The organism is Streptomyces sp. NPDC048392, assembly GCF_043200575.1.
Classification (GTDB): domain Bacteria; phylum Actinomycetota; class Actinomycetes; order Streptomycetales; family Streptomycetaceae; genus Streptomyces.
On record NZ_JBICYB010000018.1, the window covers coordinates 25011 to 38335 of the forward strand.

Consider the following 13325-nt stretch of genomic DNA (forward strand, 5'->3'; position numbering starts at 1 on the left):
TCCCCCATCCGGCGTGTATGTTCCGGGGCCGAGAGCCATGGAAGGGACCAATCCGGTGAACAAGAAGCTCGCGGCCGCACTGTCCGGCGGTGCGGTACTGGTACTGGCGCTGACGGGATGCAGCAGCAGCGACGACAACGAGAAGCTGGACTCCTGGGCGAAGGAGGTCTGCGAGGGAGTGCAGCCGCAGGCCAAGAAGATCGAGGCGGCCAACGCGGCGATCCAGAACGAGACCTCCGACAACAGCACGCCGGCAGAGGTCCAGAAGACCGACGCGAAGGCGTTCCAGGACATGTCCGACGCCTACAAGGCGATGGCCGCCACCGTACGGAAGGCCGGCGCTCCGGACGTCGACGACGGCGAGAAGAAGCAGAAGGACGCGGTCACCGAGCTGAACGGCCTCTCCTCCTCGTACGCGTCCCTGCGCAAGCAGGTGGAGGACCTCAACACCAAGGACCAGGCCAAGTTCGCCGACGGCCTCAAGGACATCGCCACCGAGCTGAACAAGCTCAGCAAGAGCGGCAGCGACGCGCTGAAGACCCTCGAGGAGGGCGACGTCGGCAAGGCGATGGCGAGGCAGGAGAGCTGCAAGTCGGCCTCCGCGACGCCGTCGGCCGCCGCGGGCTGACCTCCCCCACGCGGACGCGGGGCGGGTCGGAGGACGCGGGGCCACAATGGGGGCGTGAGTAACGCCAGCCTGTCCCCCCTGCCCCGCGCCGACCGCCCCGACGTCACCGCCCGGCTGCGGGACGCCCTGCTCGGGGCGTCCTTCACCGCCGACGGACTGCTGGAGCTGCTCGGCGCCCCCGCCTACGCGGCCCTGTCGCGCAGCGAGACCGTGCCCGCGCTCCGGGCCACCCGCGGCGACACGCCGCTCGAACTGCTCGTCCGGCTGTTCCTGCTGCAGCAACCCGTCCGCCACGCGCGCGTGGAGGACGTTCTGCCCGTCGACGCCTGCCTGGAGAGCGGGTGGCTCGTCCGCGCGGGCGACGACGAGGTGGCGGCCACCGTGGACGTCCGGCCCTACGGCGGCCCCGGCGGCGAGGACTGGTTCATCGTCTCCGACCTCGGCTGCGCGGTCGGTGGCTCCGGAGGCATCGGCAGCCACGCCGAGGGTGTCGTCCTCGGCGTCGGCGGCGCTTCCACGACCCTCGCGGGCCTCACCGTCCGCACGCCCGTCTCCGACGCCCTCGACCTCGGCACCGGCTCCGGCATCCAGGCACTGCACGCCGCCGCGCACGCCACGCGCGTGACGGCGACCGACGTCAACCCGCGCGCGCTGCACATCGCCGCGCTCACCCTCGCCCTGTCCAAAGCCCCGGCCGCCGACCTGCGCGAGGGCTCCCTCTACGAGCCGGTCGCCGAGGACGAGACGTACGACCTCATCGTCTCCAACCCGCCGTTCGTGATCTCGCCCGGCGCCCGCCTCACCTACCGCGACGGCGGGATGGGCGGGGACGATCTGTGCCGCTCGCTCGTTCAGCAGACGGGGGAGCGCCTGAACGAGGGCGGATTCGCGCACTTCCTCGCCAACTGGCAGCACGTGGAGGGGGAGGACTGGACGGACCGGCTGCGCTCCTGGGTGCCGCGCGGCTGCGACGCCTGGATCGTGCAGCGTGAGGTGCAGGACGTCACCCAGTACGCCGAGTTGTGGCTCAGGGACGCGGGCGACCACCGTGGCGACCCGGCCGACTACCAGGCGCGGTACGACGCGTGGCTGGACGAGTTCGAGGCACGCGAGGTCAGGGCCGTCGGCTTCGGCTGGATCACGCTGCGGCGGACCGGGGCCACCGAGCCCTCGGTCGTCGCCGAGGAATGGCCGCACCCGATCGAGCAGCCGCTCGGCGAGACCGTGCGCGCCCACTTCGACCGCGTCGACTACCTGCGGGCCCACGACGACGCGGCCCTGCTCGAAGCGCATTTCACGCTGGCCGGCGAGGTGGTCCAGGAGCAGGTCGGCCTGCCCGGCGCCGAAGACCCGGAGCACGTCGTCCTGCGCCAGAACCGCGGCATGCGCAGGGCCACCCGCGTCGACACGGTCGGCGCCGGCTTCGCGGGGGTCTGCGACGGCACCATGAGCGCGGGCCGCATCCTGGACGCCATCGCCCAGCTGGTGGGCGAGGACCCGGTGGCGCTGCGCGACCGCACGCCCGCCCAGATCCGGCTGCTGGTGGAGCAGGGCTTCCTCGAACCGGCGTAGGGCCGCGTCTCGCACCGGCGTAGCGCCGGGCCGCGAACCGGCGTAGCGCTGCGTGGAAGACGGGCGCGGGTACGCTTCCCCATCTTTTTCCGCGCCGCCCCGCCCCGTCGACCCGCGGGGAACGAGCCACGGCCGACGGCGGGCGGTGGACGCGTCGGCTCCCCGTTCACCCGGGGTTCGCCTGCCCGCCGCCCGCGCGTGACAGCCTCCCGGAAGCTGGGCACCAGCGGGTGGGAGAAGAGGGGCACGGGGACCATGGAGAGCGGACCGGCGATCTTCGCGGGATCGGTGTTCACCCTGTTCGGGGCGGGACTGCTGATGTGGACCACGACGCGGGTGCGGCACGGCCGGCCCGTCGCGCTCGGTGTGAGCCCTGTCGCATCGGCGACGGTCGCGAGCGTCGCCGCCGTGGTCGCGCTGGCCCTCGGGGCTTGGTGCCTGACGCACGGGTGAGAGGCCGGTTCCGGCCCCCGGCCGCATCCCCGCCCGAGTAATCGGCGGATCGCACTCCGGATACACGCGTCGGGGCAGGTGGGCACTCCGGGCGGCAGGAACAGGGTTCGTCGGGTTACCGTTCGAGTGGCCGTTGCGGGCTTTCCCCGTTTGACACGGGGGCGGGAGGTACCGTCACACTCCGCAGCGTCACGACCGAAATGCAGCACCCCCGACCCCGGGAGCACTGCCTGGGGAGGCCCAGCGTCGACCGGAGAGAAGAGCGAAGTTGTCCCCGACCAGCGAGACCGCGAAGGGCGGCCGCCGACTCGTCATCGTCGAGTCGCCTGCCAAGGCGAAGACGATCAAGGGCTATCTCGGCCCTGGCTACGTCGTCGAGGCGAGCGTCGGGCACATCCGCGACCTTCCCAGCGGCGCCGCGGAGGTGCCCGAGAAGTACACCGGCGAGGTCCGCCGCCTCGGTGTGGACGTCGAACACGACTTCCAGCCCATCTATGTGGTCAACGCCGACAAGAAGGCCCAGGTCAAAAAGCTCAAGGACCTGCTGAAGGACTCCGACGAGCTCTTCCTCGCCACCGATGAGGACCGCGAGGGCGAGGCCATCGCCTGGCACCTGCAGGAAGTCCTCAAGCCGAAGATCCCCGTCAAGCGCATGGTGTTCCACGAGATCACCAAGGACGCGATCCGCGCCGCCGTCGCCAACCCGCGCGAGCTCAACCAGAAGCTCGTCGACGCCCAGGAGACCCGCCGCATCCTCGACCGCCTCTACGGCTACGAGGTCTCGCCGGTCCTCTGGAAGAAGGTCATGCCGAAGCTGTCGGCCGGCCGCGTCCAGTCCGTCGCCACGCGCCTCGTGGTCGAGCGGGAACGCGAGCGCATGGCGTTCCGCTCCGCCGAGTACTGGGACCTGACGGGCACCTTCTCCCCCACCTCCGACTTCGCTCCGGCGGAGGGACCCCCGCCCGGCCGCGCGGGGGACGCCTCCGACCCGTCGTCGCTGGTCGCCCGCCTCCAGACGGTCGACGGACGGCGCGTCGCGCAGGGCCGCGACTTCGACTCCCTGGGCCGGATCAAGAGCGCGAACACCCTCCACCTCGACGAGGCGAACGCCCGCGCGCTCGCCGCCGCCCTGGAGGACACGCGCTTCGCCGTCCGCTCCGTCGAGTCCAAGCCGTACCGCCGCTCGCCGTACGCCCCGTTCCGTACGACGACGCTGCAGCAGGAGGCCTCGCGCAAGCTCGGCTTCGGTGCGAAGTCGACCATGCAGGTCGCCCAGAAGCTGTACGAGAACGGCCACATCACCTACATGCGTACGGACTCCACGACCCTGAGCGACACGGCGGTCACCGCCGCCCGCGCCCAGGTGACGCAGCTGTACGGCGCCGACTACCTGCCCGCCCAGCCGCGCACGTACGCCGGCAAGGTCAAGAACGCGCAGGAGGCGCACGAGGCGATCCGCCCCTCCGGCGACCGCTTCCGCACGCCCGCCGAGACCGGACTGACCGGCGACCAGTTCAGGCTCTACGAGCTGATCTGGAAGCGGACCGTCGCCTCCCAGATGAAGGACGCGACCGGCAACAGCGTCACCGTGAAGATCGGCGGCGCCGCCTCCGACGGCCGGGACGTCGAGTTCAGCGCCTCCGGCAAGACGATCACCTTCCACGGCTTCCTGAAGGCCTACGTCGAGGGCGCCGACGACCCGAACGCCGAGCTGGACGACCGCGAGCGCCGGCTGCCGCAGGTCGCCCAGGGCGACGCGCTGACGGCCGAGGAGATCACGGTCGACGGCCACGCCACCAAGCCCCCGGCCCGCTACACCGAGGCGTCGCTGGTCAAGGAGCTGGAAGAGCGCGAGATCGGCCGCCCGTCGACGTACGCGTCGATCATCGGCACGATCCTGGACCGCGGCTACGTCTTCAAGAAGGGCACGGCGCTCGTCCCGTCCTTCCTGTCCTTCGCCGTGGTCAACCTCCTGGAGAAGCACTTCGGGCGGCTCGTCGACTACGACTTCACCGCCAAGATGGAGGACGACCTCGACGCCATCGCCCGCGGCGAGGCCCAGGCCGTGCCGTGGCTGCGGCGCTTCTACTTCGGCGAGACGGCGTCCGACAGCGGCTTCGCCACGGGCGCGGCCGACGCCGGCAACGGCGACGGGGACCACCTCGGCGGCCTCAAGGAACTGGTGACCGACCTCGGCGCGATCGACGCACGCGAGGTGTCCTCCTTCCCGGTCGCCGACGACATCGTGCTGCGCGTCGGGCGCTACGGCCCGTACGTCGAGCGCGGCGAGAAGGACGCCGAGAACCACCAGCGCGCCGACGTCCCCGAGGACCTGGCGCCGGACGAGCTGTCCGTGGAGCTGGCGGAGGAACTGCTCGCCAAGCCGAGCGGCGACTTCGAACTGGGCACCGACCCGGCCACCGGCCACGCCATCGTCGCCAAGGACGGCCGCTACGGCCCGTACGTCACCGAGGTACTCCCCGAGGGCACTCCGAAGACCGGCAAGAACGCCGTCAAGCCGCGCACCGCGTCGCTGTTCAAGTCGATGTCCCTGGACACGGTCACCCTGGACGACGCGCTGCGGCTCATGTCGCTGCCGCGTGTCGTCGGCACCGACGCCGAGGGCGTCGAGATCACCGCGCAGAACGGCCGCTACGGCCCGTACCTGAAGAAGGGCACGGACTCGCGGTCCCTCCAGACCGAGGAGCAGCTCTTCGAGATCACGCTGGAGGAGGCGCTGGCGATCTACGCCCAGCCCAAGCAGCGTGGCCGGGCCGCGGCCAAGCCGCCGCTGAAGGAGCTGGGCACCGACCCGGTCAGCGAGAAGCCGGTCGTGGTCAAGGACGGCCGTTTCGGCCCGTACGTCACCGACGGCGAGACCAACGCGACCCTGCGCTCCGGCGACAGCGTCGAGGAGATCACGCCCGAACGGGGCTACGAGCTGCTCGCCGAGAAGCGCGCCAAGGGGCCCGCCAAGAAGACGGCGAAGAAGACCGCCGCCAAGAAGGCCCCGGCCAAGAAGGCGACGGCGAAGAAGACCGCCGCGAAGAAGACGACCGCCAAGAAGACCACGGCCAAGACCGCCGCGAAGAAGACGACCGCCAAGAAGACCACGGCCAAGACCGCCGCGAAGAAGACGACCGCCAAGAAGGCCACCGCGTCGAAGGCGTCGGAGGACTGAGCACCGGTCAGTGCCGGACCGGACACGGAGCACGGAGCACGGAGCACGGAAGGCGAGGGCCGCGCACGCTCTTCGCGAAACGCACGCCCCGGCATCATTTCGGTGTCGGGGCGCGCGTACGTTCGGCAGGGCACGCCGGACTGTCGGCGGCGACCGATAGGCTGAACGCATGACGCGAGCCGAGCAGCCAACGGCCCCTCACCCCGCCTCGGACGACGCCCTGGTCGCGGACTCCCGCGAGCGCGCCGTCCGCGCCCTGCTGCGCCGTCCGCAGCTGAGGCGCTTGTGGAGCGCACAGCTCGTGGGGGGTGTCGGCGACATCCTCGCCCTCCTGGTGCTGGTCCTCCTCGTCGTGCAGGCCGCGATCGGCGCGGGCTCGTTCGGCGGGGGATACCGGGGCGTGGCGTTCGCAGTGGCGACCGTTTTCGGCGTACGCGTCCTGGCGACGCTTCTCTTCGGTGCCGTACTGCTCGGGCCCCTGACCTCACTCACCTCGCGGGACGGTCCGCTCGACCGGCGCTGGACCATGGTCGGCGCCGACGGGCTGCGGGCCGCGCTGCTCATCGTCGCGCCGCTGTGGACCGACTGGACGCCCGACGACGCGCTCGCCGTCCTCCTGGTGACCGTCTTCGTCACCGGCGTCGCCGAGCGCTTCTGGACGGTGTGCCGCGAGAGCGCGGCCCCGGCGCTGCTGCCCGCACCGCCCCCGGAGGGCGCGACGGTACGACCGCTGCCGGACCACATGGACGCGCTGCGCCGCCTGTCGCTGCGCACGAGCTTCGTGGCCATCCCCCTCGCGGGCGCCGCGCTGGTCGTCGCCGGGCTGCTGAACAACCTGCTGGGCGCCGGTATCGACTGGTTCGCCGGGCACCAGGCGGCGCTCGGTTCGTACGTGGCGGCCGGACTGTTCGCCGCGTCCCTGTCCGTGCTGACCTTCCTGGAGCTGCCCGGAGTGCGCACCCCGCGCGCGCGGTCACCGCTGGAGGGCATGCGTCGGCCCAAGAGCGGCACCGGCGTCGACAAGGGCCGCACCGGAGTGCTCCCGCTGCTGGTGTTCGCCTGCGCCGCGGTCGCCTCGGTGGTGGCCGCCACGGTCGCCGTGGCGGTGCTGCACGCCAAGGACCTCGGCGGCGGCCCCGTGCTCTACGGGCTGATGGTGGGCGCGCTGACCGGCGGCGTCGTCGTCGGCATCCGCACGGCCCCCGCCCTGCTGCCCTCCCTGTCCCGCCGGCGGCTGCTCGCCCTGGCGATCGCCTTCGTCGGCGTCACCCTGCTCGCCGCCGGGCTCGTCCCGGACGACACCACCGTGCTGCTGCTCCTCACGCTGACCGGGGTCGGCGCCGGCGTGGCCGCGAACACCGGGCACGCGCTGCTCGACCAGGAGACCGAGGACCACCGCCGGGCACGCGTCACCGAGCACCTGCACGCGGTCGTCCGAATCTGCGTGGCGCTCGGCGCGGTCGTCGCGCCCGTGGTGGCCGCGGCGATCGGGCCGCACCGGCTGGAGAGCGGCAAGTTCGTCTTCGCCCACGGCGGCGCCGCGTTCGTCGTGATGCTGCTCGGCGCGCTGCTGCTGCCGCTGGCCGCGCTCGTGCTGGCCAAGGTCGACGACCGCTCCGGCGTGCCACTGCGGCACGACCTGCGGGACGCGCTGCTCGGCGGCGACGACCCGGTGCCGACGCCCGCGGCGGGCGGCTTCTTCATCGCCCTGGAGGGCGGCGACGGGGCCGGCAAGTCCACCCAGGCCGAGGCCCTCGCCGAGTGGATCCGGGGCAAGGGGCACGAGGTCGTGCTCACCCGCGAGCCCGGCGCGACCCCGGTCGGCAAGCGTCTGCGCTCCATCCTGCTGGACATCTCGAGCGCCGGTCTGTCGCACCGCGCGGAGGCGCTGCTGTACGCCGCCGACCGCGCCGAGCACGTCGACACCGTGGTACGGCCCGCCCTGGAGCGCGGTGCCGTGGTCATCTCCGACCGCTACATCGACTCCTCGGTGGCCTACCAGGGCGCCGGACGCGACCTGTCTCCCACGGAGATCGCCCGTATCAACCGCTGGGCCACCAACGGGCTCGTACCGCACCTGACCGTCCTGCTGGACGTGTCGCCGGAGGCCGCCCGCGAGCGGTTCACCGAAGCCCCGGACCGGCTGGAGTCGGAGCCCGCCGAGTTCCACGCGCGCGTGCGCTCCGGTTTCCTCACCCTGGCCGCCGCCGACCCCGGCCGCTACCTCGTCGTGGACGCCGGCCAGGAGCCGGAGGCCGTCACCACCGTCGTGCGCCACCGGCTCGACCAGGTGCTGCCGCTGTCCGAGGCCGAGATCGAGGCCCAGGAGGAAGCCCGCCGCAAGGCCGAGGAGGAGGCCCGCCGCAAGGCCGAGGAAGAGGCCGCACGCAAGGCCGAGGAGGAGCGCCTGGAGCGCGAGCGCCTCGAACAGCTGGAGCGGCTGCGCGCCGAGGAGGAGGAGCGCAAGCGGCGCGAACTGGAGGAGGCGCAGCGGCGCGAGGCCGAGCGCCAGGCCGAGGAAGCCCGGCAGCGGGCCGAGGCAGCCCGCCGGAAGGCCGAGGAGGAGCGGGCACGGGTCCTCGCCGAGGAGAAGGCACGCGCGGAGGAAGAGGCGCGGCTGCGGGCCGAGCAGGAGCGGCGCCGCAAGCAGGCCGAGGAGGAGGAGCGCCTGCGCGCCGAGGCCGAGGCCCGGCGTCTGGAGAAGCAGCGCAAGGCCGAGGAGGCCCTGCTGCGTGCCGAGGAGGCACGCCGGGCGGCGGAGGAGGCGGCGGCCGCGGCCGCGGCCGGCCCCAAGTCGGCCGCCCCTCCGGCGGCGGACGCTCCCCGTCCGAAGCCGGCCGCCCCGGCCCCCACCGACGTGGTGACCGTGCCGACCCCGATCGTGGCCCCGGCCAACGCCTCCGGCGGGCCTGCGGAGGACACGGGGGTACTGCGGCCGGTCGGGGACGCTCAGGACGACGACCGCGGTGACGCCGGGGACGACGTCCGGGGCGGGCGTGACGACGGCGGCCGGTCGCCCGGCGGGTCCGAGTCCGAGGCGACGACCGAGCTGCCCGTGCCACCGGCGCCGTCCGGCGCGTCCGACGAGACGGCGGTTCTGCCGGCGGTGGAGCCGCGGGACGCCGACGAGACGGCGGTGCTGCCGCCCGTGAGGCCGGGAGCCGCCGACGAGACGGCGGCCCTGCCGCCTGTACGCGGGGACGATCCCGCCGACCGGGTCCCGCCGGGCTACTTCCGCGAGGAGGGCGGGGGCGCCGGTGCCGACCCTGCCGAGGAACCTCAGGACCGCACGCGCGAGCTGCCCCGGATCGACCCCGACCAGGCGCCACCCCGCAGGCGCCGCTCCGACTGGGCCGAGGAGACCCCGCTGGACGACCTGCCGACGCTGGCGGACGAGTTGCTCGGACCGCATGACGAGGACGAGGGCGGCCGGGGCGACGACGGCCCCGCAGGACGAGGTGACGACGACGGCCGTCGGGGCAGGAGCCGGGGACGACGCTGAGTAACGGGACCGCGGGTCCGCAGGACCGCGGGTCCGCGGGGCACGCGTCCGGCGGTCCGGCCCGCGTTGTCGGTGCCGCCCCGCACAATGGACGGTGCGGTGCGGTGCGGCGCGGTGCGGCGCGATGCGGATCGGTGCGGCGCGATGCGATGCGGATCGGTGCGGTGCGATGCGATGCGGTTGCGGTGCGACGGGCCGGTGTGCCGGCCTGGAGCGACGGCTCGGTGTGATTGCTCGGTTGTGACGGAAGGACGGCGTGACCCATGACCGTGTGGGACGACCTCGTCGGGCAGGAGAAGGCGAGCGAGCCGCTCGCCGCCGCTGCCCGGGACGCCGACGCCTTCGTCACCGCCGCCGCGGCAGCCGGCCCGCTGCCGCAGGCGACGAGCATGACGCACGCCTGGCTGTTCACCGGCCCGCCCGGCTCGGGGGTGACACAGACGGCCCGGGCCTTCGCCGCCGCGCTGCAGTGCGTGAGTCCCGACCGCGCCCTCGGCGGCGTCCCCGGCTGCGGCTTCTGCGACGGATGCCACACGGCGCTGATCGGCACCCACGCGGACGTCAGCACGGTGGTCGCGGTGGGCGCCGAGATCCGTGCCCAGGACATGCGGGACACCGTCCGCAAGTCGTTCACCTCACCGGCGAACGGCCGCTGGCAGATCATCCTCGTCGAGGAGGCCGAGCGGCTGAACGAGAAGTCGGCCAACGCCGTCCTCAAGGCCGTGGAGGAGCCCGCCCCGCGTACGGTCTGGCTGCTGTGCGCCCCGTCCGTCGAGGACGTCCTGCCCACGATCCGCTCCCGCTGCCGCCACCTGAACCTGAGCACGCCGTCGGTCGAGGCCGTCGCCGACATGCTCGTCCGGCGCGAGGGCGTCGAGCCGGACGTGGCAGCCGCGGCCGCCCGCGCCACCCAGGGCCACATCGACCGGGCCCGCCGCCTGGCCACGGACCCGGCCGCTCGCGCCCGCCGGGCCGCCGTGCTGAAGCTGCCGCTGCGGGTCGAGGACGTCGGCGGTGCCCTCAAGGCGGCGCAGGAGCTGGTCGACGCCGCGGCGGAGGACGCCAAGCAGCTCGCCGAGGAGATGGACACCAAGGAGACCGAGGAACTGAAAGCCGCTCTGGGCGCGGCCCAGGGCGGGCGCCTGCCGCGCGGCACGGCGGGCGTGATGAAGGACCTGGAGGCAGACCAGAAACGCCGCAAGGCGCGTACGCAGCGCAACAGCCTCGACCTCGCCCTGACCGAACTCACCGCCTTCTACCGCGACGTCCTCGCCTACCAGCTCGGCTCCCGCGTGGCGATCGCCAACACCGACGCGGAGGACGCCCTGGAGCGCCTAGCGCGCGGCAGCACGCCCGAGTCCACCCTGCGCCGCATCGAGGCGATCGCCGCCTGCGGGGAGGCCCTCGACCGCAACGTGCCCCCGCTGCTGGCGGTGGAGGCGATGACGATGGCGCTCAGATCGGGCTGAGCGCGCGCCCCGGAGGAGCGCCCGGTTGACGCCGTAACACGTACGGGGCCACGCGCGCCACGCACCGCAACACCCTCCTCGCGGAGAGTTACCCTCGCTGGATGCACTCAAGGCGCACTCACCGCAGGACCCGCACCGGCAGCACCCGTCTGAGAGTCGCGCTGCTCGCCGCCGCGCTGCTCGCCACCGCCTGCTCGGCCGGGGGTGCGTCGACGTCCGCAGGTTCCCCCGCGGCGGAGGCGGCGGGCTCGACGGAGGTGGCGAAGGCATCCCTGGCCGCGCTGCCGAAGGCCACGCCCTCCGCGCTGTCGCCGTACTACGAGCAGAAGCTCGACTGGCGCGACTGCGGCGTCCCCGGCTTCCAGTGCGCCACCATGAAGGCCCCGCTCGACTACGCGAAGCCGGCCGATGGGGACGTCCGGCTCGCGGTGGCCCGCAAGAGGGCCACCGGCCCGGGCAAGCGGCTCGGCTCGCTGCTGGTCAACCCGGGCGGACCGGGCGGCTCGGCGATCGGCTACCTCCAGCAGTACGCGGGCATCGGCTACCCGGCCGAGGTCCGCGCCCAGTACGACATGGTGGCGGTCGACCCCCGGGGCGTGGCCCGCAGCGAGCCGGTCGAGTGCCTCGACGGCCGTGAGATGGACGCGTACACGCAGACCGACGTCACGCCGGACGACGAGAGTGAGGCGGACGAGCTGGTCGACTCCTACAAGAAGTTCGCCGAGGGCTGCGGAGCGGACGCGCCGAAGCTGCTGCGCCACGTCTCGACGGTCGAGGCGGCCCGCGACATGGACGTGCTGCGCGCCGTGCTGGGCGACGAGAAGCTGACCTACGTCGGAGCCTCGTACGGCACGTTCCTCGGCGCGACCTACGCGGGGCTGTTCCCGGACCGGGTGGGCCGCCTGGTCCTGGACGGCGCGATGGACCCCTCCCTGCCCGCACGCCGCCTGAACCTGGAACAGACGGAGGGCTTCGAGACGGCGTTCCGGTCCTTCGCGAAGGACTGCGTGCGGCAGCCGGACTGCCCCCTCGGTGACAAGGGCACCTCCCCCGACCAGGTCGGCAAGAACCTCAAGTCCTTCTTCGACGACCTGGACGCCAGGCCCGTCCCCGCCGGCGACGCCGACGGCCGCAAGCTCACCGAGTCCCTCGCCACCACCGGCGTGATCGCGGCGATGTACGACGAGGGCGCCTGGCAGCAGCTGCGCGAGTCGCTGGCCTCGGTGATGAAGGAGAACGACGGCGCCGGCCTGATGGTCCTCTCCGACAGCTACTACGAACGCGAGGCCGACGGCGGCTACAGCAACCTGATGTTCGCCAACGCCGCCGTGAACTGCCTCGACCTGCCCGCCGCCTTCTCCTCCCCGGACGAGGTGCGCGACGCCCTCCCGGACTTCGAGAAGGCGTCCCCGGTCTTCGGCGAGGGCCTCGCCTGGTCCTCCCTGAACTGCGCGTACTGGCCGGTGCGGCCCACGGGTGAGCCGCACCGCATCGAAGCGGCCGGTGCCACCCCGATCGTCGTGGTCGGCACCACCCGCGACCCGGCCACCCCGTACCGCTGGGCCGAGGCCCTGTCCGACCAGCTCTCCTCCGGCCGCCTCCTCACCTACGAGGGCGACGGCCACACCGCCTACGGCCGCGGCAGCGCCTGCATCGACTCCGCGATCAACACGTACCTGCTGCGCGGCACCGCCCCGGACGACGGCAAGCGCTGCTCATAGCCACCCCCTGCCCGCCCGCTTCACTCGCCCCACAGGCCCACAGGCCCACAGGCCCACAGGCCCACAGGCCCACAGGCCCACAGGCCCACAGGCCCACAGGCCCACAGGCCCACAGGCCCACAGCCCCGGAGCCCCGGAGCCCCGGCCTCCGGGGCGGGTGCGAAGCACCCCCGGAAACTGTGTAGACTTACCGACGTTGCTGATCGCACCATGGTGCTCAGCGCGCCGCCTTAGCTCAGATGGCCAGAGCAACGCACTCGTAATGCGTAGGTCTCGGGTTCGAATCCCGAAGGCGGCTCATAGAAACCCCAGGACTCACTCGCCGTGACCTGGGGTTTCTTGTTTTGGTTGACCTTGGGATTCGGGCCGATCGGGCACGTGCGGTCTGCGCTTCGCAATGCGTGGGTCTGGAGTTGACGGCCAGTGGAGGTTGCGGATTGCGGGGCTGTGACCTCGGCATTTGTTCATGGCTGTCGATCTCCACGGCTCCGCCCGGCTCCGTGATCCGGCTGTGGAAGGGTACGACCACCACCCTGCACAGCGGTGACGGCGAAGAGAACACTCCGCTTCTGCCGCCCGACGACCCGTCCGATCTGTCGGCGGGGCGCACTGGAGCGGCCGTCTTCGCACGCGGGGACCGGCTGGGGACGGGACGGCCCGGGGCGTACGCGGCGATCCGCCTCCGAGCCGGCCGCGGGGCGGGTCTCCACGGCGGCCACCGCCCGGTAGCGGCGCCAAGCGGGCGCAAGGTAGCACAGGTGGCACGGGCCGGGGAGCGGCTTACACGCACCGGTCGGGG

Annotated in this window: 7 protein-coding genes and 1 tRNA gene; all 8 read left to right on the forward strand. The window is 73.0% G+C overall.

The features are described 5' to 3' along the window. The first annotated feature begins 37 nt into the window (after positions 1-37). Entirely contained in the window at positions 38-628 is a 591-nt protein-coding gene (locus tag ACGFYH_RS23140; protein WP_393805057.1) for a small secreted protein, read from the forward strand. Between the two features lie 54 nt (positions 629-682). Next, positions 683-2200, forward strand: coding sequence for a methyltransferase (locus tag ACGFYH_RS23145; RefSeq protein WP_393805058.1), 1518 nt, complete (start codon positions 683-685; stop codon positions 2198-2200). A gap of 255 nt (positions 2201-2455) precedes the next feature. Continuing rightward, positions 2456-2653: a hypothetical protein gene (locus ACGFYH_RS23150; RefSeq protein WP_393805059.1), complete on the forward strand. Its 198-nt coding sequence runs from the start codon at positions 2456-2458 to the stop codon at positions 2651-2653. A gap of 268 nt (positions 2654-2921) precedes the next feature. After that, positions 2922-5834: a type I DNA topoisomerase gene (gene topA / locus ACGFYH_RS23155; RefSeq protein WP_393805060.1), complete on the forward strand. Its 2913-nt coding sequence runs from the start codon at positions 2922-2924 to the stop codon at positions 5832-5834. Between the two features lie 169 nt (positions 5835-6003). Then, on the forward strand, positions 6004-9336 hold the full coding sequence (tmk, locus tag ACGFYH_RS23160) for a dTMP kinase (protein ID WP_393805061.1): 3333 nt from the start codon (positions 6004-6006) through the stop codon (positions 9334-9336). Positions 9337-9599: 263 nt separating this feature from the next. After that, on the forward strand, positions 9600-10805 hold the full coding sequence (locus ACGFYH_RS23165; RefSeq protein ID WP_393805062.1) for a DNA polymerase III subunit delta': 1206 nt from the start codon (positions 9600-9602) through the stop codon (positions 10803-10805). Between the two features lie 101 nt (positions 10806-10906). Next, the gene (locus ACGFYH_RS23170; RefSeq protein ID WP_393805063.1) at positions 10907-12526 is read left to right on the forward strand and encodes an alpha/beta hydrolase; all 1620 of its coding nucleotides are present in this window, start codon (positions 10907-10909) and stop codon (positions 12524-12526) included. 224 nt (positions 12527-12750) lie between these two features. After that, positions 12751-12824: transfer RNA gene (locus ACGFYH_RS23175), tRNA-Thr, on the forward strand. Positions 12825-13325: the final 501 nt, after the last annotated feature.